Source organism: Cylindrospermopsis sp. CR12 (assembly GCF_001432185.1).
Lineage (GTDB): Bacteria > Cyanobacteriota > Cyanobacteriia > Cyanobacteriales > Nostocaceae > Raphidiopsis > Raphidiopsis raciborskii.
On record NZ_LMVE01000104.1, the window covers coordinates 1 to 23,858 of the forward strand.

At 38.8% G+C, this 23,858-nt stretch carries 21 protein-coding genes; 11 read left to right on the top strand and 10 right to left on the bottom strand.

Features of this window, described 5'->3' with window-relative positions:
• A partial coding sequence (locus ASL19_RS11555; protein ID WP_152980434.1) for a tetratricopeptide repeat protein occupies positions 1-492 on the bottom strand: 492 nt, incomplete at its 3' end.
• 204 nt (positions 493-696) lie between these two features.
• Positions 697-948: a hypothetical protein gene (locus ASL19_RS11560; RefSeq protein WP_006277258.1), complete on the bottom strand. Its 252-nt coding sequence runs from the start codon at positions 946-948 to the stop codon at positions 697-699.
• A 331-nt stretch (positions 949-1,279) separates the two neighbouring features.
• On the opposite strand from ASL19_RS11560, the gene ASL19_RS11565 reads away from it, so the two are divergent.
• Complete coding sequence (locus ASL19_RS11565) at positions 1,280-2,848, top strand: AAA-like domain-containing protein (RefSeq protein ID WP_072149131.1); 1,569 nt, start codon at positions 1,280-1,282, stop codon at positions 2,846-2,848.
• A gap of 152 nt (positions 2,849-3,000) precedes the next feature.
• Here ASL19_RS11565 and ASL19_RS11570 read toward each other — a convergent pair whose 3' ends face one another.
• The 5 genes from ASL19_RS11570 to ASL19_RS11585 form a co-directional block, all read right to left on the bottom strand.
• Positions 3,001-3,459, bottom strand: coding sequence for a Panacea domain-containing protein (locus tag ASL19_RS11570; protein ID WP_057178464.1), 459 nt, complete (start codon positions 3,457-3,459; stop codon positions 3,001-3,003).
• A 248-nt stretch (positions 3,460-3,707) separates the two neighbouring features.
• Positions 3,708-3,854: a hypothetical protein gene (locus ASL19_RS18290; RefSeq protein WP_161489525.1), complete on the bottom strand. Its 147-nt coding sequence runs from the start codon at positions 3,852-3,854 to the stop codon at positions 3,708-3,710.
• Positions 3,855-4,179: 325 nt separating this feature from the next.
• The gene (locus tag ASL19_RS11575; protein ID WP_072149132.1) at positions 4,180-4,887 is read right to left on the bottom strand and encodes a DevA family ABC transporter ATP-binding protein; all 708 of its coding nucleotides are present in this window, start codon (positions 4,885-4,887) and stop codon (positions 4,180-4,182) included.
• Positions 4,888-4,944: 57 nt separating this feature from the next.
• Complete coding sequence (gene devC, locus ASL19_RS11580; RefSeq protein ID WP_057178465.1) at positions 4,945-6,126, bottom strand: ABC transporter permease DevC; 1,182 nt, start codon at positions 6,124-6,126, stop codon at positions 4,945-4,947.
• On the bottom strand, positions 6,123-7,421 hold the full coding sequence (locus tag ASL19_RS11585; RefSeq protein WP_057178466.1) for an ABC exporter membrane fusion protein: 1,299 nt from the start codon (positions 7,419-7,421) through the stop codon (positions 6,123-6,125). Before ASL19_RS11585 ends, devC begins: the two co-directional genes overlap by 4 nt.
• Positions 7,422-7,520: 99 nt before the next feature.
• On the opposite strand from ASL19_RS11585, the gene ASL19_RS11590 reads away from it, so the two are divergent.
• From ASL19_RS11590 to ASL19_RS11625, 7 genes are all read left to right on the top strand, one after another.
• The gene (locus tag ASL19_RS11590; protein WP_057178467.1) at positions 7,521-8,762 is read left to right on the top strand and encodes an NAD(P)/FAD-dependent oxidoreductase; all 1,242 of its coding nucleotides are present in this window, start codon (positions 7,521-7,523) and stop codon (positions 8,760-8,762) included.
• Positions 8,763-8,938: 176 nt separating this feature from the next.
• Positions 8,939-10,192, top strand: a complete 1,254-nt coding sequence (locus tag ASL19_RS11595) for an AAA family ATPase (protein ID WP_057178468.1) — start codon at positions 8,939-8,941, stop codon at positions 10,190-10,192.
• A 51-nt stretch (positions 10,193-10,243) separates the two neighbouring features.
• Positions 10,244-10,492 (top strand): hypothetical protein, encoded by a 249-nt coding sequence (locus ASL19_RS17880; protein ID WP_187705504.1) that lies wholly within the window; start codon positions 10,244-10,246, stop codon positions 10,490-10,492.
• A gap of 683 nt (positions 10,493-11,175) precedes the next feature.
• Positions 11,176-14,229: a DEAD/DEAH box helicase gene (locus ASL19_RS11610; protein ID WP_057178471.1), complete on the top strand. Its 3,054-nt coding sequence runs from the start codon at positions 11,176-11,178 to the stop codon at positions 14,227-14,229.
• Between the two features lie 103 nt (positions 14,230-14,332).
• Complete coding sequence (locus tag ASL19_RS11615) at positions 14,333-14,977, top strand: HAD-IA family hydrolase (RefSeq protein ID WP_006277242.1); 645 nt, start codon at positions 14,333-14,335, stop codon at positions 14,975-14,977.
• 30 nt (positions 14,978-15,007) lie between these two features.
• Positions 15,008-16,087 (top strand): DMT family transporter, encoded by a 1,080-nt coding sequence (locus tag ASL19_RS11620; RefSeq protein WP_057178472.1) that lies wholly within the window; start codon positions 15,008-15,010, stop codon positions 16,085-16,087.
• A 103-nt stretch (positions 16,088-16,190) separates the two neighbouring features.
• A complete protein-coding gene (locus ASL19_RS11625; RefSeq protein ID WP_006277239.1) occupies positions 16,191-17,003 on the top strand; it encodes a carbon-nitrogen hydrolase family protein in 813 nt (270 codons plus the stop codon).
• A gap of 99 nt (positions 17,004-17,102) precedes the next feature.
• Here ASL19_RS11625 and fba read toward each other — a convergent pair whose 3' ends face one another.
• Both fba and ASL19_RS11635 read right to left on the bottom strand, forming a co-directional pair.
• Positions 17,103-18,176, bottom strand: a complete 1,074-nt coding sequence (gene fba, locus ASL19_RS11630; protein ID WP_006277166.1) for a class II fructose-bisphosphate aldolase — start codon at positions 18,174-18,176, stop codon at positions 17,103-17,105.
• 285 nt (positions 18,177-18,461) lie between these two features.
• The gene (locus tag ASL19_RS11635; RefSeq protein WP_057178473.1) at positions 18,462-20,207 is read right to left on the bottom strand and encodes an ABC transporter ATP-binding protein; all 1,746 of its coding nucleotides are present in this window, start codon (positions 20,205-20,207) and stop codon (positions 18,462-18,464) included.
• 121 nt (positions 20,208-20,328) lie between these two features.
• On the opposite strand from ASL19_RS11635, the gene ASL19_RS11640 reads away from it, so the two are divergent.
• Both ASL19_RS11640 and ASL19_RS11645 read left to right on the top strand, forming a co-directional pair.
• Entirely contained in the window at positions 20,329-21,111 is a 783-nt protein-coding gene (locus tag ASL19_RS11640) for an ABC transporter permease (protein WP_057178474.1), read from the top strand.
• A gap of 15 nt (positions 21,112-21,126) precedes the next feature.
• On the top strand, positions 21,127-21,702 hold the full coding sequence (locus tag ASL19_RS11645) for a Uma2 family endonuclease (protein ID WP_006277169.1): 576 nt from the start codon (positions 21,127-21,129) through the stop codon (positions 21,700-21,702).
• Positions 21,703-21,797: 95 nt separating this feature from the next.
• Here ASL19_RS11645 and ASL19_RS11650 read toward each other — a convergent pair whose 3' ends face one another.
• Complete coding sequence (locus ASL19_RS11650) at positions 21,798-22,541, bottom strand: response regulator transcription factor (protein WP_006277170.1); 744 nt, start codon at positions 22,539-22,541, stop codon at positions 21,798-21,800.
• Positions 22,542-22,941: 400 nt separating this feature from the next.
• Between ASL19_RS11650 and ASL19_RS11655 the strand changes: the two genes are divergently transcribed.
• Positions 22,942-23,664: a 4'-phosphopantetheinyl transferase superfamily protein gene (locus tag ASL19_RS11655; RefSeq protein ID WP_057178475.1), complete on the top strand. Its 723-nt coding sequence runs from the start codon at positions 22,942-22,944 to the stop codon at positions 23,662-23,664.
• Positions 23,665-23,858: the final 194 nt, after the last annotated feature.

A 23,858-nucleotide genomic window follows, 5' to 3' on the forward strand; every position in this document is an offset into this window, starting at 1 on the left:
AGAATCAGCGAGAGCTTTCCCATAACTATTTAAAGCTATTGTGTTATCTGGTTCAATTTGTAGAGAACGCTCAAATATTTCACACGCTTTCTTATAATCAGTGAGTCTCAGCAAAATCTTGCTATATGTACTCAATACTTTTACATTTTTTGGCTCAATATGGAGGGCAGATTCAAGAACATTTAATGCTTCTTTACTTTCACCATTATCGAACAATGCACTGGCATAATTCCTCATAATACTCACATTGATTGGAGATAATTCCATAAGTTTTTTAAAAACTTCCAATGCCTTCCTTAATTCATGCAATTTAACTAAACATTCAGCATAAACCTTAAGAATATGAAGGTTATCAGGGTCAGTTTCCAAAACTTTTTCAAAATCCTTCAACACCCCTTTAATATCTTTAATAGCTTGATCGCTCCTCGAAACTTTGAGGAAACGCTCAGTTTTATTAATTAGAATTTGGATATCATCATTATCATTTACCATAATTTATTCACTGGATAAAGGTCTCAGCTGTAAAACAAATATGTGAACAGAACATTATTCTTCAACTATACCCCATCCCTATCCGATTGTTTACCTAATACCCGATCGCCACTCTTTGTTTTTGCCCCCATAGCTGGTGTACACACAATTGAGATAGGGAATTCATTCCCTATCTCATTATTGAGTCAAACCCACCGGTGGATGTCAATTAATCAGAATCTGTTTTACCAGGATACTCATGACCTCCCCTGGATTACTAGTTGGTATCAGATCACTCCAATCAGTTGCATGGGCATAACCTAGCACGTGTAGATAGTGAATCGTACTAATAACTGTCTTTTTCGATCCAATTAATAGGTGCTTTAATGGTTCCCTGCGATCGCATTCTGGAACCACTACACTGCCAACTACTGTGGTGTCATTAACATTGCCGATAAAATTCCTAGTCTGTGCCATAATTTGATTACCTCTAAAAGGGGTGTAAGGTGATCCGGATTTCTTGCAGGAAGGCCTCGATCACCTTACCTTTAAGTATAAAACTACTTGACTAAATATGCAAGAGGTTTATTGAAAAAAATTAATAAAATTTGTAAATCTTTTAGACTTGTCAAGCATAAGTGAAAAATATAAGAAATTTGGACTCACCCAATTCCCTGGGAACCACAAGGATGGTTTACACTGTAAATTGTGGTCAATAAAGAAAACTGCTGTAATAGTTATGCCATTTTAACCTTGCCATATAGGATACACTTATATACTTAATTTTCTATATGGCCTTAGATTTTATATGAAAGAGTTCAACACAGTCGGCATTTGTCAGATAGAAAAGCACTACATGTGCGATGTGACAGCAAAATTCAATAGATGTAGTCAACTGATAGAAAGTGGCAAATATTTTGCCATCAATTTCCCCCGCCAACATGGGAAGACCACCATGCAGAATCTGCTGGCAAAAAGCTTTGAGAAGGTGGAAACATATCTGGTAATCAGCACCAGTTTCGAGGGGATTGGCGACCTACCATTTGAAAGTGAGAAAAATCTGGCGGGCATGATACCTGTGGTTTTTGCCAAAGGATTGTTCTTCAACCACCCGGAACTAGCGGACTGGCTTGAAGGTGAAGCAAGGAAAATAGAAAACTTCCAACAACTTTCAAGATTTATCAGCGATTGGGTTAGTAAGTCTGGGCTAAAAATTGTTTTGCTGCTGGACGAAATTGACAAAGCCAGCAATAACCAGGTGTTCATCAGTTTCCTGTCCTTGTTACGGGACAAATACCTAGCAGCAGCACAAGGTCGAGATGCCACCTTTCATTCCGTAGTACTGATTGGTATCCATGATGTGAAGACCTTGAAGTTAAAGCTTACCACGGGTGAGGAGCGCAAGCTGAACAGTCCTTGGAACATTGCTGTAGACTTGGATATCGAATTCACCTTCACCCAGCAGGAAATTGAACCCATGCTCGTGGAATATGCCCGTGAGCATATACTCACCATAGACTCTCATTTATTGGCTCAGCTTCTGTTTTACTATACCAATGGTAATCCTTTCCTTATTAGCAAGATGTGCCAGGTCATTGATGAAGTTTATATGCGTGAAAATAAGCGACCTTGGGCATCTGAGGACATCGACGCAGCCTACACATACCTAGTGGATGGAGCTTATACCACGACCCACTTTGATGATATTGACAAAAACCTGGAAAACAACGAAGATCTTTTCCACCTGGTCAAAGATATTGTGATCAATGGTATGGCATTGAAGTTCAATGTCAGCAATCCAGTTATTGGCAAGGGCAAAGTCTATGGAATACTAAGGGGAAACGAGCAGGGTCTCTGCGATATCAGCAATAAAATCTATGAATACCGAATTCTTGACTACCTACTTTCTAAGCAGGAAACTGACCATGGCCTCCTTGACCGATACCGAGACAGCGGATTCATATCTGGTGGAAGACTCAATATTGAGCTAATTTTAGAGAGATTCCAGTGGTTCATGCGGGAGCATCATTCATCTAAAGACAACGATTTTCTTCAGTCCAATGGGCGTATGTTGCTCATGTCTTTCTTTCGCCCGATCATCAATGGTAAGGGATACCTATTTAAGGAGAATGTGACTGCGGAAGACCGTAGGATGGATTTGGTGGTTACCTATAACAACCAGCGTTATGTGATCGAACTGAAAATCTGGTACGGTGAAAAGCGGCTCCAGGATGGACTTGATCAGCTTTGTAGCTACCTAGATTCGTACAGGTTGAACGAGGGACATATAATTGTATTCAATTTTAATAAAAACAAGGCCTACGATACACGGAAAATTGTTCACCGTGGCAAACGTCTTACTGCTGTCTTCGTCTAGCCAACTGTTGATGCGATCGCCCAGTGTAATCTACCGTCGGTAAAGTAGATGGTCTGGATCTAGCCACACAATGTAAAAGATTTCTTCAATAAAGAAGCCGTGCACCCTGCCATGTTCAAGGAGACTGATTTTGAAGTTCAGTCTTCTTAATCTTATTCTTCTTCGGCACGTACTTTGTAATACTCCCTGATAGATTCCTTGGTAATAATTTCATTACAGGGAGCATCCATAGGTAGGGAACCCCTTGCTCTTGCTTCAATCCAAGGGGTTTCTTGGTGGGTCATGCGTTCTAATTCGTAAGCATCGCACTGGAAGTACACTTCCACAACCTCATCCAAAAAACTTCTGATATTTTCAGGCAAGTTAGGCTCCTCTACTTCTTGTTGGATGGGACGCCATCCAAAACCCTTATATTGCTGATACAGCACAGGAATGACCGGCCCATGAACCCAGGCCTCAAATTCTTCTTCAAACAGAGCAGTATCGTAGAGCGCTAAATGCCAGGCCTGAGCATAGTAAACCAGCTTTTGTAATTTGAGGTTGCTAATATATGAACCAGTTTCGTTTGCCAGGTGAATGAAATAACGTGCTACATCAAAACAAGTAAGCATGTTTTTCCCCCTTTAAACCAGGACAAGAACCAAGAATTCCCCACACTTAACATAGGGTAATCATAACAATAGGTGCATCAAAAGTCAAGTTAAATTTAGAATTGCTGACGATCACCACTCTTTGTTTTTGTCGATAGCTTCTGCAGTGTACACATAGGTGTTATCTTTTGGTTAATTCCCAACAAGAGGCATCTCTAACGCTTATTTTAGCATACCAGTCAGCTACTTTTGTATTGGGGTGTCTCACCTTAAAAAGTAGTATTGGTAACGCTTTGGCTATTTCCGGAGATGTCTAATCGCTTTAATGGTTCCCTGCGATCGCATTCTGGAACTACCACGATGCCAACTACAGTAGTGTCATTAACATTGCCAGTAAAATTCCTAGTCTGTGCCATAATTTGATTACCTCTAAAAGGGGTGTAAGGTGATCCGGATTTCTTGGAGGAAGGCCTCGATCACCTTACCTTTAAATATAAAACTACTTGACTAAATATGCAAGAAGTTTATTGAAAATAAATTAATAAAGCTTGTAAATCTTTTAGACTTGTCAAGCATAAATAGATTTGTTGGGTAATAATCCAGAATATTCCTGAAAGGCTTTTCCGACAAGGATTTCGGGAATTATACCGTGAAATCCCTCAAAGATGGACTCCATAAGGATTTCTGGTATTTTAATCACTATTTCCCAACAGGTCTAGTACACAACCTCCATTTCTTCCTTCAACCACCTGCACTCAAATGACCATCCTCCATATAAATAATCCGATCAGCTATATCTAAAATCCGATGGTCATGGGTAACCAGTAAAATCGTTGAATTGTGTTCCTTCGCTAATTTCTGCATCAACTCCACCACATCCCTACCCGATTGTTTATCTAATGCAGCAGTTGGTTCATCCGCTAACACAATTTTAGGATCGCTCACTAATGCACGGGCGATCGCCACTCTTTGTTTTTGTCCCCCCGATAGGTTATCTGGATAATAATTAACTCTGTCTCCTAAACCAACCGCTTCTAAAATTTGACGGGAACGGATCATCATTTCCGAAGCGGGAATTCTAGGATGAACTTCTAAACCCATTCTTACGTTTTGCACTGCTGTTAAACTACCATGCAACCCATGGGACTGGAAAATATAACCATTACTTATTCTAGATTGGGTCAATTGTTTCAAACTAGCTTTACTCAAATCCTTACCTAAAACTTTCAAACTTCCAGACTGTACAGAGCGTAAACCTCCCACCAGGGTTAACAGGGTGGTTTTTCCCGAACCTGAAGGACCAGTCATAATCACTATCTCCCCCGCATTAATCGTCAGGTTAATATTGAATAATATTTGCTTTTTCAGGTATCCTGATCCAAAATAATAGTCCAGATTCTGGATATCAATTACTGGTAGTCCCATTGATACTAATTCAGAATTTTTCATGTTATTTTCATGTTATTTAATATGTGCCAACATCTAGTTTTTAAAAACCATGATCAATCAAAACATATCCGCCGGATCTGCTGATTGTAGTTTCCCAGTTGCTATAGCTCCAGAAATCATACACATAATCAACGTCAAGGTCAAAACAAATATAGCTCTAGACAGGGTCATATATATGGGCAAATTAGTGGCATTTTTTGCCATTTGGTATAATCCCATAGGGATGATAAATCCGGGTACAAATCCCAGAGTAGCTAAAATAATTGCTTCTTCAAAAATTACTCCTAATAAATACATGTTATTATATCCCATAGCTTTAAAGGTGGCATATTCTTTTAGATGGGAATTCACATCAGTTGATAGAACTTGATATACAATTATAACTCCTACCATAAATCCCATGGCTACCCCCAAACTGAAAATAAACCCAATAGGACTTTCTTTCTTCCAATAGGCTTCCTCAAATTTGATATATTCTGGAAAAGTCAAAACCTTTACGTCTTCATTTTTCTGTAGGCGAGATTTCACTGCTGCTGCTACCTGAGAAATTTCATACCCTGGTTCTACACTAATTAATCCCAAATTGACACTTCCTGCTTGTCTTCTAGGAAAGATTCGTAAAAAGTTCTCATCACTGGAAACTAATATTCCATCTGCACCAAAAGAAGCTCCTAATTTAAACAATCCACCTACATGAATTGTCCTCTTTTCTATTTCTGTACTGACAATTTTCCCTTGATCTATTTTGGCAAACATTTGTTTGTATTCTCCCCTAGCACCACGATCAAATAAAAAGTAATCAGGTAGTTTAATCGTATCCAATTGATTTTTAATGGCCGGTACATTTAATAATGATTGTTCAGGACTAAATCCCAGGGCCTGTACAGAGGTTTTTCGTTGGGTTTGGGGATTTTTCCATGCTACTAAACCCACATACATTGCCCTGGCGGATTTTACACCAGGCACATCCTCCGCTTGTAATAGTCTCCTGCGGGAAAAGGTGGACATATTTTGCATGTTTTTACTCTGGGGACTAATTAAAACAATGTCCCCAATCATTGCCCGGTTTAATCTAGTATTGCTATCATATAGGGCATTTTGAAACCCTAACTGCATGAACATTAATACATCAGCAAAAGCTATACCAGATATGGCAACTAATAATCGACCTCTATGATGACTCAGTTGTAACCATCCCAAGGGTGTGCGTCTTTGTATTTCTTCAATCAGTCCTCTCATAGATGAATTACTGCCTTAATTTGTAAATTGGTCAGTTTTTGGGCTTTCTGACTAGATAAATGATCTAGTTTAATGTAAACTTCCACAACTCTTGCATCAATATTTTCACTAGGATCAGAATTAATCACGTTTTGTCTTTTCACTTCCCAGCCAATTCTCTCTACTGATCCCTGCAATTCTCCCTCAAGAGAACTACTAGATATTTTCACCTGCTGCTGAGGAAGGATTTTACTAATGTCACTCTGGTAGACTTCCGCTACTGCGTACATCTGACTAGTTTCGCCAATTTCTACTATCCCCTCATTCCCCACTAGCTCTCCAGCGCGGGTATGGATCTCAAATACTACTCCCTTTTGAGGAGATTTAATATAGGCTTGATCCAAATTGACCTTTGCTTGCTGTGCTGCTGCTTTGGCACGATTTAGTTCTGCCCTCGCTGCTGCTATATCTATAGGACGTACTTCCGCAATTTTATTCAAAATAGCTTTGGCTGAGATAATTTGCTCCCCACCTGTAGAACGGATTCGATTTAGAGCAGTTTTTGCCTCTTCAATTTGCTTTCTGCTAGTATTATCTATACGTTGTAGGTTTGCTGTTGCTTCCCTCAACTGTTGGGTAATAGTGTCAACGCTTAGGGTTTTACTATCTAACAACGACTGAGAAATTGCTCCATCCTTATATAGTTGTTGGTATCTTTCTAGTTCCACTTGGGCATTTTTTAGTTGCACTTGTAGTCTATTGATTGTTGCTCTTTGTACTGCCGTTTCACCTTGCCATTGAGCTTCTAGTCTTAATACTACTGTTTCCTGTCCACGTTCATCCCCTACTCTTTGTGCTTCTATTCTGCCAATTTCCGCTTTTTGGGCATTCAGTTCTCCAATTTTTGCCCCCTGTTGTACTTTTTCTACGTTAATCTGGGCTATTTTTACCGCTGCTTCTGCTTCTTCGTATGCTGCTTGTAATCGAGGTTTGTTGTCTAAAATTGCTATTATTTGTCCAACCTTTACCATATCTCCCTCTTTTACCAACAGTCTCTCAACCCTACTTCCCTGAGTTAAGGTGGATGCAGAAAGTTTAATCACTTTTCCTCTCGGTTCAAGTCTTCCTAAAGCAGTGACAGTATGAATTGGTGGTATGGTACTTTCACTCGTTGGTGTTTGATTAGCTTTAGAATGTTGGGTTAGCAAAATCTTGTACAGCTGCAACCCACCAACTCCCATAATTATGGCAGTTCCTAGGATAACTAATGATCTTAGCACTTGTGGATTTGGCTTAGACTCTAGATCACCTACCATAGCTTTTACCTCGAATTTACTTGCCACCCATTCCCAAAATTGAAGATTTTTCTTTCAACTCGTTATCATATTAATATCTTTTGGCTTACTTTTAAGACTATGAATCAAATACTTACAGAAATATCTACACAAGTACATATACAAACACCTAAAACAATCTGCATCCTAGGTGGCGGTTTTGGCGGACTTTACACCGCTTTACGTTTAAGCCAGCTAGATTGGGGAAATACAGAAAAGCCAGAAATTGTTTTAGTAGATCAAGGCGATCGCTTTATTTTTTCACCCCTATTGTATGAACTACTGACCAATGAACTGCAAACTTGGGAGATAGCACCCTCATATCAGGAGATATTAGAAAATACCGGAGTACATTTCCATCAAGCCAAGGTTAGTGAAATTGACACAGATAATCAACAGGTAAAATTATGTGATGGAAAAATATTCCCATACCACAGGTTAGTTTTGGCATTGGGGAGTGAAACCAATTTGGATCTGGTTCCTGGTGCTGTTAAGCATGCCTACCCATTTCGTACCATTTATGATGTGCATCGGTTGGAAGAAAAACTGAGAGTTTTGACGGCTACGAACCCGGAAAAAATTCGTGTAGCCATAGTGGGTGCAGGTTACAGCGGAGTAGAATTGGCTTGTAAACTCGCAGATAGACTGGGAGAGAAAGGTAGATTGCGGTTAATAGAAACCGGAGATGAAATTCTGCGCACTTCTTCAGAGTTTAATCGCCAACAGGCTAAAAAAGCATTAGAACAGAAAAGTGTATTTATAGACTTAGAAACCAAAGTGGTATCTATAGGGGAAAATACTATCTCCTTAGAGTACAAAAATCAAATAGATGAAATTCCCGTAGATTTAGTCATTTGGACTGTGGGAACGAGAATTTCTTCTCTGGTGCAAAATCTTCCCCTAGCACATAACCAAAGGGGACAAATAACCTGCACTCCCACCCTACAAGTTATAGAGCATCCAGAAATTTTCGCCCTGGGGGACTTGGCAGACTGTAAGGACATAGAAGAACAACAACTACCCGGTACTGCTCAGGTAGCTTTTCAGCAAGCAGATTATGCAGCATGGAATATTTGGGCATCTTTAACCGATCGCCCCCTACTTCCTTTCCGCTATCAAGCACTAGGGGAAGTTATGGCTTTGGGGGTAGACAATGCTACTCTTACAGCTTTAGGGATTACATTAGATGGTTATTTAGGTTATCTTGTGCGGCGCTTAGTCTATTTGTATAGATTACCGACTTTAGAACATCAGTTAAAGGTGGGTTTTAGTTGGTTACTGACTCCAATTATTAAAACGCTTTCCCAGGAGTCCAGGGAATGAATTCCCTAGCGGAAAGTTTAAGTTGGTTTTAAAACAACTAGTTTAGCCATGGGTTGGGTTTAGTTCCTCAACCCAAGAGGGATTTTTCAATGATTTCGCATGCTAGTTCATCCCGCAAATATGCAACACCAACGGAAACTTCACCATATCCAAGACTTATTAAAAAGGAGTAATCTATGGCTCAAATAAAAGTTCAAAACTTCGGACCTATTAAATCAGGACTTGTGGAAAATGATGGCTTGGTGGATATTCGTAAAATTACTGTTTTTATTGGTAATCAAGGGACAGGAAAAAGTAGTATTGCAAAATTGATTTCCATGTTTAGTTGGCTGGAAAAACAATTATACCGAGGTAGTTTAGACGAGAAAGATGTAATATCTCGCAACCGACTTGTGAATATATATTGTAACTATAACAACTTAAAGAAATACTTTAGATCTGGAACTGAAATAGAATATCGCGGTAGTGCTTATACAATGACTTATGCTGATAGTAAGTTAACTATTAATCGCAGTGATAATACTCCTAGGAAATATGTGTTACCTAAAATTATGTATATTCCAGCGGAGAGGAATTTTTTCAGTGTAATCAAGAAAGCGGAAAAAGTAAAAGGTTTACCTCTCATGCTGCTTGACTTTTTCAAAGAATTGGAAAGGTCTCAACAGGAGTTATCAGAAACTTTAGACTTGCCAGTAGGAAATGTGAAGCTGGAGTTTGATCAAACTAGTCAAAATTTAATTCTTAGAGGCGATAACTATAAATTGAATATTTCTGAGGCTTCTAGTGGTTTTCAATCCTTGGTTCCAGCGTTTTTAGTCTCTAGGAATATCGCCTTGTCTATTAATCAAAATCAAGGTTCTTCTCAAAGCGAACTAAGTGCAGAAGAACAAAAAAGACTCACTACTGAAATACAAGCAATTATCAATGATGAAAATTTGTCTAAAGAAGTTAAAAAAGCTGCTTTAGAGTTATTATCTTCCAAGTATAGAAATGAATGTTTTCTTAATATTGTGGAAGAACTTGAACAAAATTTATTTCCTACATCACAAAGAGATATATTGTATAAGTTATTGGAATTCGTCAATATTACAGCTGGTAACACACTAATTATGACCACTCATAGTCCTTACATTATTGACTATCTTACCTTAGCAATTAAAGCACAGCAAATTTTACAAACTTTTGATAATTTACCGAAGGGAGAGTTTTTAAAAACTAAACTCAAAAATATTGTTCCTTTGAATTCTTCCATATTTCCAGAAGATTCAATTGTATATGAGCTAACAGATAGTGGAGAAATTAGAAAACTTTCTACCTATGAAGGACTACCTTCCGATGAAAATTATTTGAATAGTTGTTTAGCAGAAACCAATCGATTTTTCAGTGATTTATTAGAAATTGAGGAAGAAATACTATCATCAGTAGTGTAGAGAATTGTGAATATTTAATTTTTGTAAGGAGTATTATATAATTTCATGGAGGTGGAATTGAAAGAAAGAAAACCTAGTGGTAGAAACTATAGAAACTTGATCAAGAAGGCAGAAATACAACTAAAAAGTACAATTAGCGTGTTTATAGAGAATAAAAATTCAGAAAAATTTGTGACAAAAAGGGCATATATAGCAAATGCAAAAAAGCCAGAATTTCACCAGTCTCACAAAGAAAGAATGCAAAGATTTAAGGATGATACAGGTTTCATATTAAAAATTGAAAATAAGATCATAATCTAAAATTATAATCACAGATAACCTGAGTTTTTCCACCCACTCATCAGATAATCCATAAACTAATACTTCACATATTAATGGTAAACTCAGCTCCAATAACCGATTTAATAATTCAAGTGATCGCATACTATTTACTACTTTTAGCACTAATTTAAGCTTAGATATTAGATCAAATTTGGAAACTATAGTAAATAAGTGGAATTAAATATAAGATGAAGGTAGGTTGGGTTGAAGCATGAAACCCAACACACCCATGGGTTATGCTACCCCTAACCCATCCTACAAATAATTGTGCCTCTCTACTTACCACAAAGCGAAATAGATCGAATAGAAGTTATCAACTTAGATAAATGGGTCGATAACTTTTGGAGAGAGCAGAATATAGATAAAAAAATTATTTTTTTGGATTCGGATACAAAACATTTATGGGAACAAGCCTATCAGTTACTTTCCGTTCCGATAGGAATAGAATTTTTTGACACTCCCCAGCCCTAAAGAGATGGGAGTTCTTCATTCATAGACTCAGCTTACCCTGACAAGACTGCTCCAATCATGATTGATATTCAGCGAGCAACGCTTTAAGACCAAATATCTATCTAAAGATAGATGCGGGAAAAAATTAGGATTAATTAAAGTAATTTTGTTTACATTTAGACTTAGATTGTAACAAAATTAAGAACCTAATTATGCCTTATCAGTTATTTGAGATTCCTTCTCTCAAAGGTCATCATGCAGATGTAGTCTATGCAGATCCTGAAAACTCTAATGCACCCGCTTACTCTCATTACGCATTTACCATAGGCGCTAGTGCTAATGCTAATGAGCTAATGGATCGGCGTGGTATTTGGTTTAGCCAACTTCGCCCATGGGAAGATCTATTCCACAAATTTCCCTATGTCAGAGAAATGCTTGAGCAAAAAAAAGCATATTTCCCCGGTGGGAGTGTGCTTAATAATAGCAAAGATTTAAATCCTACATTCCGTATTAATACAGTCATGCGACTTGGTGCATTAGAAATCCTTGGTAACATTTTTTCGGGTCGAATTACTGTTAGTAACAAAGATCCTTTTCCTCACCAATTGGCATTACAACAGTATATGAAGACCCATCAGTTGAGAGTAAAGCGCGTACTAATTGCGGATGAGGTTGGACTGGGAAAGACTATTGAAGTTGGTCTAATACTAAGAGATTTGCTCATTGCTCAACGTCAAATTCACTGTCTTTATCTTACAAAAGGCGGGCTTTTAGATGATGTCAAGCAAAAGCTTGAATCCCTCATTCCTGGGATGGATAATCAAAGTATTATTGAAGTTGAAAACCGGTTTGTGGAATATGGTAAACGGAGAACTGATGGGATTCACATTGCCAGTATGGATGCTGCAAGACGCTATGTGGAAAAATCTGATAAAAAAAATTTACCACCAGGAATAAAACCTAAAATTATAATTATTGATGAAGCACATCATTGCGCAAGTGAAGACCGATTGACCAACCCACAGTTCATAGGACGAAAACGAACAACAAAAGCCTATCAAGCCGCTTATCAAATGATAACTGGAGAGTTCTGGAATAATTCTAATCCTCCTGAACTGGTAATTTTAATGAGTGCTACACCTTTTAGTTCTGAAAATCAATTTATTAATCTATTACGTCTTCTCACTCATCGAACCTCAGTAATTGAGAATTCATACTCAGATGATATCTATCAGCAAAAACTTGTTAACCTTTTAGCTAGCGATCAATCACCTATCGCATTAATTTGGCGACAACAAGATACCGTTCGTAATTGGAATAATGAGAAGATGTTTCCCACATTGACTATTGAACGCCCAAATCTTAGGGTCAGTGATGAATATCTACAGTTAATTAAAAAGATTCGGAGAAAAGTTCAAGAGATTCGCAAGAATCACAATCAAAGGTTTAGTGGATTTTCAGTTAGACAATTGGAAACAAGACTCACTAGTAGCACAATTAGTGGTGCAATTTGGCTGTTTAGATGGTGTATTAAACATACAAAATGGGACAACCAAACTGTCTATAAACAAGACAAATCAGATAGTACAGAAAATCTTCGTAAGCTTATTAAAGCGATTTCTCAAAAGCTTGCTGTCTACAATGAAAGCATAAAATCTGAACACGTAGATGTTTCCTTCCCCAGTGATAATAATTTTACTTTTCAAGCCAGAGCAATAGCACAACCAAATAATACCATACCTGAGATTTATAATTTTAGCAAGCATCTTCACGAAGACGAAGAAGAAGATAGCACCTTCATAGCTGACAATGGTGAAATTTTAGAATTAACACAACTTGCGCTAGAACTTTTAAGTTTTACTAATGGTCAACCCGGAGTAGAAAATGCTAAACTGGATTGGCTTAAAGAGATGCTTAATAGGGATCCCGAATCAAAATTTCTAATTTTTACTGAAAGCCTACAAACTTGTGAAATTATCATTAAGGCTCTTCCAGGATATAGTGGAAAACTAACTGGTGATATGAGCCTTTCTCAAAGAGAGGATACTGTTGCAAGGTTACGCGGTTTAGGTGAAAGAGGTTCAAATATAAGAGTATTAGTGGCAACTTCAGCTGCGGATGAAGGCTTTGATTTTCAAACGGCGAACCGCGTCATTCATTGGGATTTAACTCCAAACCCAGCAGTGCTAATGCAACGGAATGGTCGAGTTGCACGACTAGGACAAATTTCAGATGTGATTGCTTATTACCTAATTATTGCTGATACCCATGAGGAAAAGAGAGAACGAGCTCTTGTTGATCGCTTTACACAAATGGGCATTCAAGATGAAAGAATGCGGCTCAAGATTCTGGGTTTACTCAGCTCGGAAGATGAAGAGAAAATCTTTAAAGATATCGAAGAAAATAAGGTCTCACTAATTGACGATATTTTAAAGAAAGCTGAATCTGCTCATAATGACATGGAAAAACAACTAAAAGAGGTTCAAACAGAAGTGAAACGACAATGGGTAATTAGCAGGAAAGAACTAGAAACCCGCCTGGAAAAATGGATGGAATTAGGTTTATGCTCCATTGACCACAAGTATAATTTAAATTTTAGCACTAAGAAATGGAATCGTCCCGTATTTGAAAACGAAGGTACGGTAATAAAAACGACCGAAACTAAGATTGCTACCATTCTCAACAAAAAATTCACCTTCGATCCAGAATTTAACCTGTTTGGACAGGAAAAAGAAAATATCAAGCTCGCTGGTCTTTGCCCATGGGTCAAAAAAGAAGATGGGAGTGAACATATACCTCTTCATGATTTAGATCCAATAGGATGTCTTGCACGTTCTCTATCCAGAAAGGTTCAAGCTGATTTCACAACAATCTCAGCTAAAAGATTTTATGGGTGTTTTCCCGATTTACAAAGTCAAAACATTCAGTACGTTCTATTTGTCACTCATCCCTTGCGTGAGTTAGAAAATAATATGACGTCAAACTCTTATTCCTATCTGACGTTCTACACTTTCAACAGTGATCTATCTCATCCTTTAAAGGAAGAAGGTGCAACAGGAGAAGAAGTTTATAACTTAATTTCGCTGTTAGAAGATGATGCGATTACAATAGCTTCTACAGCACTCCAGGAAGATATCCTTGATATGGCAAAAGAAGCGGGAGAGAAAATAAGTATGTGGTTAAAAAAATCAGCAAAATTACCTAGTTTGACGGAAAAAAATTACTTTCTACCAATTCCAATTGCTCTTGTTTCTATTATCCCCTAAGCGCGAATGAGGATGTTGATGTTAAGTTTCGTATTAAACTCAACCTACTGTGATGAGGTGATTATAATTATGAAATTGACTGATTTCATCCAGCTTCAACCTCATGGAAAAACCAAAAGTGATTTTTTTAGATGCGGTAGGTACAATCTTTGGTGTCAAGGGTAGTGTGGGTGAGGTTTATAGCCAAATTGCTGCAGAATTTGGTGTCACGGTGACCCCGGAAATTTTAAATCGGGAGTTTCACAAAAGTTTTGCAGCTGCACCAGCTCCCATATTCCTCAATTGTGATGTAGAAGTTATACCTGACAAGGAATTTAACTGGTGGTACGATGTTGTTTTGAACACATTTCAGGGTGCAGGAGTATGGAGGGAATTTAGGGATTTTTCTGATTTTTTTGGTGAACTCTATGTTCATTTTGGTACTGCTGACCCTTGGTTTGTCTACCCCGATGTTTCCCTGGCTTTGGTCAATTGGTTGAGATTGGGGGTAGAATTGGGAGTGGTTTCTAATTTTGACTCTCGGATATACTCGGTTCTACAAAGTCTAGGTCTTAGGGACTATTTTAAGTCTATTACTGTTTCTACCCAGGCTCGCACAGCTAAGCCAGATCCTGAAATTTTTCATCTGGCTTTGAAAAATCATAACTGCTCCCCGGAATCAGCTTGGCATATTGGTGATAGTATTGTTGATGATTATCATGGTGCAAGAAGGGCTGGATTAAGAGGTATTTGGATTAATAGACACTAGTATATACGTATTATATAAATTTACATACCAATGAGAAACCTACTAGAAAAGTTAAATCAGCTATCAGTTTCGTTATCGGAGGGACAATTGAAATTTATAGCTTTGTTCAAAACGTTTACTAAAGACTTCATGGGTAAAAGTGACAGCTGGACAGATGCTATAGCTCAAACCTTCGCAGCTGGACAAGGCTATATATCCCTTGGTTTGCTGGTGCTAGGGATTGTGGCGATTGGCTTTGCTCCTATTTTTATCACATGGAGTAACAATGAAATTAGTCCTGAAGCAACTACTTTTAATCGCTTGTGGATCTCCAGTGTTTTTTTTGGCACTTGGAACCTAATTTCTTTGATTCGTCGGGACAAATTAACTTCAGCTCCTTCTCTAATTAATAATTTATATACATTCCCAACTTGGGGCTTGTTTTTTCTAGTTGGTATTATATTTGCAGCAAGACAGCTATTTTGGGCTAAGTCACTAACCCATACTAGTGTGGCTAGTTCGGTAGCAATTATTTACGCACTATTACCACCATTAACTGCTATAGGGGGATGGATTTTCTTTCGTCATCGCGTCAAGCAACAATTTGTGGTTGGCACAATTATTTCTATTACCGGTGCGATCGCCATCAGTTTCCAAGATTTTTCCGTCTCTAGTAATGAGTTGCAAGGAGATTTCTTCTCCTTAATATCAGCAATTTTGTTGCCATTTTATTTACTGCTAATGGAAAAGCTCCTGACCCAGTTTGAAACCAAAACCTTGGTGTTCTGGTATTGCACTATTGGCGCATTAACCACCTTACCCATTTTACTGGTAACAGGAAACACCCTATTTCCGCTTTCTTGGCAAGGATGGTTTTCTGTAATTTCCTTAGCTTTAATTTGTCAGGTCATAGGACAGGGACTAATTGCCTATTCTCTCAATTCCTTACCCTCTTCTCTTGTAGCAGTAACAATGCTGCTTGATCCAGTAATTAGCACGGTTTTTGCCTGGCTAGTGTTGGGTGAACAAGTTGGTTTTGTCAAAGGTATAGCTTGTTTGATTGTTCTTATTGGCATATATTTAGCCATGGTAGGTCAATATGCACCGATGAATGAGTCACCTTTGACCTAAATTTTCCTATGATATTGGTGGTAATAGATCAAAGTCTAAAAAGGACTATTGACTCCTGCAATTATCCCATGTCAATCATTATCTACTGTTTGTTGTTGAACCTATGAAGTCTTATTTAGCCGCCGCCATTCAAATGACCAGTGTGCCTGATTTACAAAAAAACTTGGCACAAGCAGAAGAGTTTATTGATCTGGCCGTACGCCAGGGTGTAGAATTATTGGGGTTACCAGAAAATTTCTCCTTTATGGGGGAGGAAAAAGATAAACTTGCTCAAGCCAGTATTATTGCCCAAAAAACAGAAACGTTTCTCAAGCAAATGGCACAACGGTATCAAATTACCATTCTGGGCGGCGGCTTCCCCGTTCCCGTAGATAGTACAAGTAAAGTTTACAACACAGCTTTGCTGGTTGACCCCAATGGACAGGAAATCAGTCGTTACCATAAGGTACACCTATTTGATGTGAATGTTCCCGATGGCAATACTTATCAAGAATCTAGTACTGTCATGGCTGGTCGAGAATTACCACCAGTGTATGTTTCCCCAACTTTGGGTAAGATAGGTCTCTCTATTTGTTATGATGTGCGCTTTCCAGAATTATATCGAGATCTGGCAGCGAGGGAGGCTGATGTAGTTTTTATTCCTGCTGCTTTCACGGCTTTTACGGGAAAAGACCACTGGCAAGTGTTATTACAAGCCAGAGCGATTGAAAACACTTATTACATAATCGCCCCAGCTCAAACAGGTACTAATTATGCCCGTCGTCAAACCCATGGACATGCAATGATTGTTGACCCATGGGGAACAATTTTAGCTGATGCAGGAGATAAACCGGGGGTCGCTATTGCTGAAATTAAACCTACTAGACTAGAACAGGTGCGTCGTCAAATGCCATCTTTACAACACCGCGTTTTTTAAGTAAGACTTTGGAAACCCACCATCAAGAAACCGGGATTAATACCCCGGTTTAGTCAGGTTGGGGTCTAGGTGTAACCCAGCCCCAATAAGTTTGTTGAATTAAACTGCAGCAGCAGCTTTTACAGCCAATTCGCCTTTAGCGTACTTAGCAGCAAAATCTTCTAGGCTAACTTGTTTGATTTTGCTCGCATTACCAGCAGTGCCAAACTGTTCATAACGATCAGCACAAACCTTCTGCATGTACTTAATAGAGGGCTTTAAGAAATGACGGGGGTCAAATTCTTTGGGATTTTTAGCCAGAGCTTCACGAACAGCAGCAGTGATAGCCAGACGGTTGTCGGTATCGATATTAACTTTACGTACGCCGCTCTTGATGCCTTTTTGAATTTCTTCTACGGGTACACCATAGGTTTCGGGGATAGCACCACCAAATTCGTTAATCAGTGCAATTAAATCTTCGGGTACGGAAGAAGATCCGTGCATTACCAAGTGGGTGTTAGGTAGGCGACGGTGAATTTCTTCAATGCGACTAATGGCTAAAATTTCACCAGTGGGCTTACGGGTGAATTTGTAAGCACCATGGCTAGTACCAATAGCAACAGCTAAAGCATCTACTTGGGTAGCTTCTACGAAGTCCACAGCTTGATCCGGGTCAGTTAATAATTGGGAGTGGTCAAGGGTACCTTCAAAACCGTGACCATCTTCTGCTTCACCAGCACCAGTTTCTAAAGATCCTAAACAACCTAGTTCACCTTCAACGCTCACACCTAAAGAGTGGGCAACATTAACAACTTCACGGGTAACTGCGACGTTATATTCAAAGCTGGCAGGAGTTTTTGCATCAGCTTCTAAGGAACCATCCATCATTACACTGGTGAAATTGTTCTTAATGGCAGAATAGCAAGTAGAAGGAGCATTACCGTGATCTTGGTGCATCACAATGGGAATTTGTGGGTATGTTTCTACCGCAGCCAAAATTAAGTGGCGTAAGAAGTTTTCGCCAGCATAGTTACGAGCACCACGAGAGGCTTGCAAAATCACGGGGCTATCTGTTTCAGCAGCCGCCTTCATGATTGATTGAATCTGTTCTAAGTTATTAACGTTAAAAGCGGGAATGCCATAACCATTTTCAGCAGCGTGATCTAAAAGCAACCGCATAGGTACAAGCGCCATAGATAATCCTCCTAATGTGTTTTTCAGCTGGGTAGTTTCAGACAGGCGTAAGGTTTACGCTAAATAAGAATTAGTTTTTTCAACTTATTAGGAAATTATATATAGTATGGGGTGTTTATGTTGAAAAACTTTGCTCCCCCACTCCCTATCATTTTTCAGTGTATCTTGTGTTTTATATTCACTGTTGTTACCCCTAATACTGTCAATGGCAGTTATTTCAGTATCTAACAATACAAAAATCTGGTTTTTAGGATGTAAATCGCTCTTTTTGCAGCTGTGCTAAAACTAACTCTGACTAAATTGTTGCGCATAAAAATGTGCATATTTACCTTCTAGGGACAATAATTGTTCATGGTTCCCTGATTCCACAATTTGCCCTTTTTCTAGGACTAAAATGCGATCGCATTTTCTTACTGTTGACAATCTATGAGCAATAATTAATACAGTACGATTTTGCATTAATCTTTCTAAAGCTTGCTGCACAAGAGCTTCGGACTCGGAATCTAAAGCTGAGGTTGCCTCATCAAGTATCAAAATTTTCGGGTCTAATAGCACTGCACGGGCGATGGCAATTCTTTGTCGTTGTCCCCCGGATAGGTTGACACCCCGTTCACCCACCCAAGTTTGATAACCTGCTGGTAATTGGATGATAAAGTCATGGGCATTAGCCACCCGGGCAGCTGCTTCTACTGCTTTTTGGTCAAAGTTGTCTTGTCCAAAAGCAATGTTTTGAGCTATAGTTCCTGAAAACATAATTGTTTCTTGCGGAACAATACCAATTTGCTTTCTTAAACTATTTAATGTCACATCACGAATGTTGACATCATCTATAAAGATATTACCTGGTTTAGGATCGTAAAATCTGGGGAGTAAATTGACGAAAGTGGTTTTACCAGCACCGGAAGCACCGACTAGGGCAATGGCCTCCCCAGGACTGATAAACAGACTGACGTGATTTAAAACTAGCTCACCCGGTTTATAGGCAAAACTAACACCACGGTATTCAATCTTGCCATTAATACTGGGAAGAGTCATAGCAATAGGATTTTCTAGGACTGTTGGTTTAATTAACAAGAGTTCAAATACTCGTTCCAAAGAAGCCTCACCCTGTTTGAACTCATTATAGTTATGGGTAGTATGACCAATAGGATCAATTAGTAAAGCTGCTGCTGCTAAATAACTAAAAAACTCACCCACAGTGAGATTACCCTGGGAAATTTGCCATGCTCCTACTATGATTAGAGATAAAGCACTCAAAGCTTCTAGGAATCCCACAATGGGAATCTGAATGGCCTTTAGTCTTTCTGCGGAATATTTGGCCTTGAGGGTTCTTTGAGCTTCGTGAGTGAATCTGGCAATTTCATATTTTTCTGCTGCAAAGGCTTGAATTAAGCGAATACCACTAAAAACTTCTGTTAGAATGGCGGATAGGTCAGAAATGCGACTTTGACTTTTGAGAGCATATTTACGTAAACGCTCCCCAAACCAACCAATTAAAACCCCCATAATTGGTGCTACTATCACCGTGGCTAAAGTCAACTGCCAATTTAAATAAATCATGTAGATGGGAATGGCAATCAGTTGTAAAACACAGGGGATAAAATCATGAAACAACTTATTGACAACCTCACCTACCCTGTCTACATCTTCTGTTAAGCGATAAGACAAATCCCCCGCTTTTGCTGTTTCAAAATAACTCAAGTTCAGTTTTTGTAAGTGTGTGTAGACATTTTGCCTGAGATGAAAAGCTACTCTCAAAGCAGCTTTGGACATATACAAGTCTTGAACGGACTGAAAAAAGCCCCGGATAAGAAATACCAAAGCACATACACCCGTTAACTGGGCGATCGCCACCACATTACCCTCTCCAAAAGGTAAAGCCAACTTACCAGCTAAGTGAATCAAGGTTAAAGTAGCGAAAACGTACCCTATAATGCCAATAAATCCTCTGGAGATAGTTGGCCACTGTTGCTGGAGATAGGGTAGAAGTAAACGATAATTAGAAAGTTCTTGGGAAGGTTCTTGGGTCATGTTTGGTAAATCAAAGGTCAACCATTAAGCAGGGAGGCACAATTATTTGTAGGATGGGTTAGCGGGCGTTCAACCTACGTTCATCTTATATTTAATTCCACCCACCCAGTTAATCATCAAAATGCAAAGATATTTAAAAGTCATCAGATTATTTTGGAGTGCAGCTATTGCTGCTGAAATGGAATATCGTTTAAATTTCATCATAGCCGCCCTCAGTAGCTTGGGGAATCTTTTGGGGGGGATTTTTGGGTTGTTTTTATTTTATCGTACGGGTTACACCTTTAGCGGATGGTCGTGGGATTCAGCCTTGGTTGTGTTGGGGGTTTTTACTCTCTTACAGGGTTTCTGGGCTACCTTTTTAGCTCCTAACTTAAACCGGATTGTGCGTCATGTGCAAGAAGGTACATTAGATTTTGTTTTATTAAAACCCATTCGTAGTCAGTTTTGGTTGTCAACCCATATTCTTTCCCTCTGGGGACTACCGGATCTACTATTTGGTTTGATCATCATTGGTTATGCGGGTAAAAATTTGGGTTTGGGACTAGATGACTATTTTTGGGGTATATTACCTCTCGGTTGTAGTCTGGTCATTCTCTATAGTTTATGGTTCATGTTAGGATCAACCAGTATTTGGTTTACGAAGGTTTATAATACCACCGAGGTGTTACGGGGACTGTTGGAGGCGGGTAGGTATCCCATGTCCGCATATCCCATGGGCTATCGAGTTTTTTTTACTTTTGTAGTTCCAGTATCTTTTCTGACTACCGTTCCTGCTCAAGCCATCTTAGGTCAAATCCATGTCGTTTGGCTAATAAGTGCTGTTTTTTTAGCCCTGTTTTTATTTTTCCTTTCCACTTGGTTTTGGCGATTTGCCCTAAGATTTTATACTAGTGCTTCCAGTTAAAAAGGAGATAAAAACATGACACCCTTAATTCTAAATAACTCGGAAACAATACCCATTACCCATGAACAATTCTATGAACTTTGTGTCGCCAACCGTGACCTGCAACTGGAGCGAACTGCTCAAGGGAACCTAATTATTATGCCACCTACAGGAGCGGAAACCAGTAGGCGTAATTCAGATATTAACCTGGAGTTGGGCCTATGGAATAGACAAACAAAATTAGGGATAACTTTTGATTCATCTGGCGGTTTTAGCCTTCCTAATGGAGCAGATTTTTCTCCCGATGCAGCTTGGATACCTTTGGAAAGATGGCAAGCTCTAACTGCAGAACAAAAAACCAGATTTTTGCCCATGTCTCCTGATTTTGTGATTGAACTATGTTCTCCCAGTGATTCTTTGAAACCTCTGCAAGCTAAAATGCAGGAGTATATAAATAATGGAACCCGCTTAGGTTGGTTAATTAACCCAAAAAACCGCCAAGCCGAAATTTATCGCCCAGGAGAAGAAAAACAAGTTTTGGAAAACCCATCCACCTTATCAGGAGAAGATGTTTTACCGGGATTTGTTTTAAATCTTGAGTCAATCTGGTAGGAGTTAATACTAATAATATCAAAATAATATCAAAAATATATTGAGAAACCCCGTGTTTCAATCGGGGAATCAAGAAAGCTCAATCCCTGGTCAAATCATTCTACCAGTGTCATGTTGCTTGCTTCACCAGATGGAGGTACAGCAGGTAACTCCAAACAATAACCTGCGCCATAAACCGTCTTAATATAACGAGGACGACGAGGATCAGGTTCAAGTTTGGTTCTGAGATGGCGAATGTGAACACGAATGGTTTCAATATCATCATCAGGGTCATAACCCCAAACTTCTCGCAGGATTTCACTGGGAGAGACGGTCTGACCATGACGTTGAAGTAAACAGTGAAGTAACTCAAATTCCAGATGAGTTAGTTTCACGGTTTCATGGAACCAGATAGCTTCAAACCTTTCTGGGACTAGAGTTAAGGACCCATAATTGAGAATTTCACTGTGCTTGGCAGCTTGGGGTATGCGATCGGCTCGCCGCAACAAAGCTCTGACTCGGGCCAACATTTCCTCTACTTCAAAAGGTTTTGTTAGGTAGTCATCCGCACCGGCGTTAAATCCCTCTACTTTGTACTGGGTTTGGTTTAAAGCGGTCAACATTAAGACGGGAATTTCAGCAGTACGCTCATCCCGACGCAGTCTTTGGCAAATGGTAAATCCATCTACTCTTGGCAACATCAGGTCAAGTAAAATCAAGTCGGGTTGTAGTTGGAGAGCCAGCGCCTGACCTTTAATACCGTCTTCAGCTTGACTAACATCGTAGCCAGCCATTTCTAAGTTGACGGCAACAAGTTCTGAAATCGCTGGGTCATCGTCTATGACAAGAATCCTGGGCATTATTAAAAAATTATGACTACCTTATATTTAACGATAAATTAAGAATCTTTGATATATACAAAGATTACTTTTCCGACGGACAAGAACATTTAAAATTGAACATAAGGACTAATGTGGTAAAGGACTTAGGTTCACAATTAAAGACATGAAAATAATATCAGTTTACACCACCAGATGTAACTCACAAATTACAGTTTCTAACCCATATTTTTTCGAGGTCACATTGAGTCAGGAGTCAAGTTGATCATTACATACGGAATAAATAAAGTATATCTTTTTACTTATTTGTTCTTAATGCACAAAAATAACATAAAAACAATAATTATTTACAATTATTTACAATTTGTAAAATCTAGGTTATAAAATTTAGGATATAACACCCTAAGAGCTGGAATTAGTTGTGAATCAGTCTATTGTTTGGCAACGGGCACCTGAAAATTTCCAGTTGTGTGATCAGGAAGTACATATCTGGAAGATTAACCTGAAGGTATCACCATGGGAAATGGAATTTTACCGCAGGGTTTTATCTGGTGATGAAATAGCTCGTGCAGAAAGATTTTATTTTCCACAACACCAAGAGCGGTTTATTGTTGGTCGTGCCTTTCTTAGAAAAATCCTGTCGAAGTATATAAACGTAGAAGCAAAAGAAATAGAATTTGAGTATGAAGAGAGAGGAAAGCCATTATTAGGCTTGAAGTTTAAGCATTGTGGAATATGCTTTAATTTATCCCATTCTCAAGACCTAGGTTTATGTGGTGTGAGTCATAATAGACTAATAGGAGTAGATTTAGAAGGTATTCGTCACACATCAGATATAGAAAACTTAGCCAAGCGCTTTTTTTCAGTTAGGGAATATGAGGTAATTAAATCAGTAGCTCCGGAAGAACAACAGGAGATATTCTTCCGTTATTGGACTTGTAAGGAGGCTTATTTAAAAGCTACTGGGAAAGGTATATCTGAACTAGCTCAAGTAGAAATAGAATTATCGCCAAATAAATCTGCTAAATTGTGCATAGTAGGAAATTGGCAATTAAAAGAACTAGTACCAGCAGAGAATTTTGCAGCAGCAGTTGTTATAGCTAATCATAATCATTTAGACAGGTTTAGGTTTTGGGAACCTTGAAGGGGGTAAATGCGATCGCGTAGGGAGTGTTTCGCAACCCCTATATATGTTCCGTGGGTTTGTTGGGTTATTAAACTCAACCTTGTATATTGAGAGAAGTGGTAGACCGTCCCTATATTCTGTAGCTTAAACTACATTCCAAATTTATAATTGCTGCCATGAGATTGAAAAACTTGATTAACTCATGAATAACT

Coding starts and splice junctions, on each gene's coding strand:
- ASL19_RS11560 (WP_006277258.1), bottom strand. CDS start 948: ATGGCACAGACTAGGAATTTTATCGGCAATGTTAATGACACCACAGTA.
- ASL19_RS11565 (WP_072149131.1), top strand. CDS start 1,280: ATGAAAGAGTTCAACACAGTCGGCATTTGTCAGATAGAAAAGCACTAC.
- ASL19_RS11570 (WP_057178464.1), bottom strand. CDS start 3,459: ATGCTTACTTGTTTTGATGTAGCACGTTATTTCATTCACCTGGCAAAC.
- ASL19_RS18290 (WP_161489525.1), bottom strand. CDS start 3,854: ATGGCACAGACTAGGAATTTTACTGGCAATGTTAATGACACTACTGTA.
- ASL19_RS11575 (WP_072149132.1), bottom strand. CDS start 4,887: ATGAAAAATTCTGAATTAGTATCAATGGGACTACCAGTAATTGATATC.
- devC (WP_057178465.1), bottom strand. CDS start 6,126: ATGAGAGGACTGATTGAAGAAATACAAAGACGCACACCCTTGGGATGG.
- ASL19_RS11585 (WP_057178466.1), bottom strand. CDS start 7,421: ATGGTAGGTGATCTAGAGTCTAAGCCAAATCCACAAGTGCTAAGATCA.
- ASL19_RS11590 (WP_057178467.1), top strand. CDS start 7,521: ATGAATCAAATACTTACAGAAATATCTACACAAGTACATATACAAACA.
- ASL19_RS11595 (WP_057178468.1), top strand. CDS start 8,939: ATGGCTCAAATAAAAGTTCAAAACTTCGGACCTATTAAATCAGGACTT.
- ASL19_RS11610 (WP_057178471.1), top strand. CDS start 11,176: ATGCCTTATCAGTTATTTGAGATTCCTTCTCTCAAAGGTCATCATGCA.
- ASL19_RS11615 (WP_006277242.1), top strand. CDS start 14,333: ATGGAAAAACCAAAAGTGATTTTTTTAGATGCGGTAGGTACAATCTTT.
- ASL19_RS11620 (WP_057178472.1), top strand. CDS start 15,008: ATGAGAAACCTACTAGAAAAGTTAAATCAGCTATCAGTTTCGTTATCG.
- ASL19_RS11625 (WP_006277239.1), top strand. CDS start 16,191: ATGAAGTCTTATTTAGCCGCCGCCATTCAAATGACCAGTGTGCCTGAT.
- fba (WP_006277166.1), bottom strand. CDS start 18,176: ATGGCGCTTGTACCTATGCGGTTGCTTTTAGATCACGCTGCTGAAAAT.
- ASL19_RS11635 (WP_057178473.1), bottom strand. CDS start 20,207: ATGACCCAAGAACCTTCCCAAGAACTTTCTAATTATCGTTTACTTCTA.
- ASL19_RS11640 (WP_057178474.1), top strand. CDS start 20,329: ATGCAAAGATATTTAAAAGTCATCAGATTATTTTGGAGTGCAGCTATT.
- ASL19_RS11645 (WP_006277169.1), top strand. CDS start 21,127: ATGACACCCTTAATTCTAAATAACTCGGAAACAATACCCATTACCCAT.
- ASL19_RS11650 (WP_006277170.1), bottom strand. CDS start 22,541: ATGCCCAGGATTCTTGTCATAGACGATGACCCAGCGATTTCAGAACTT.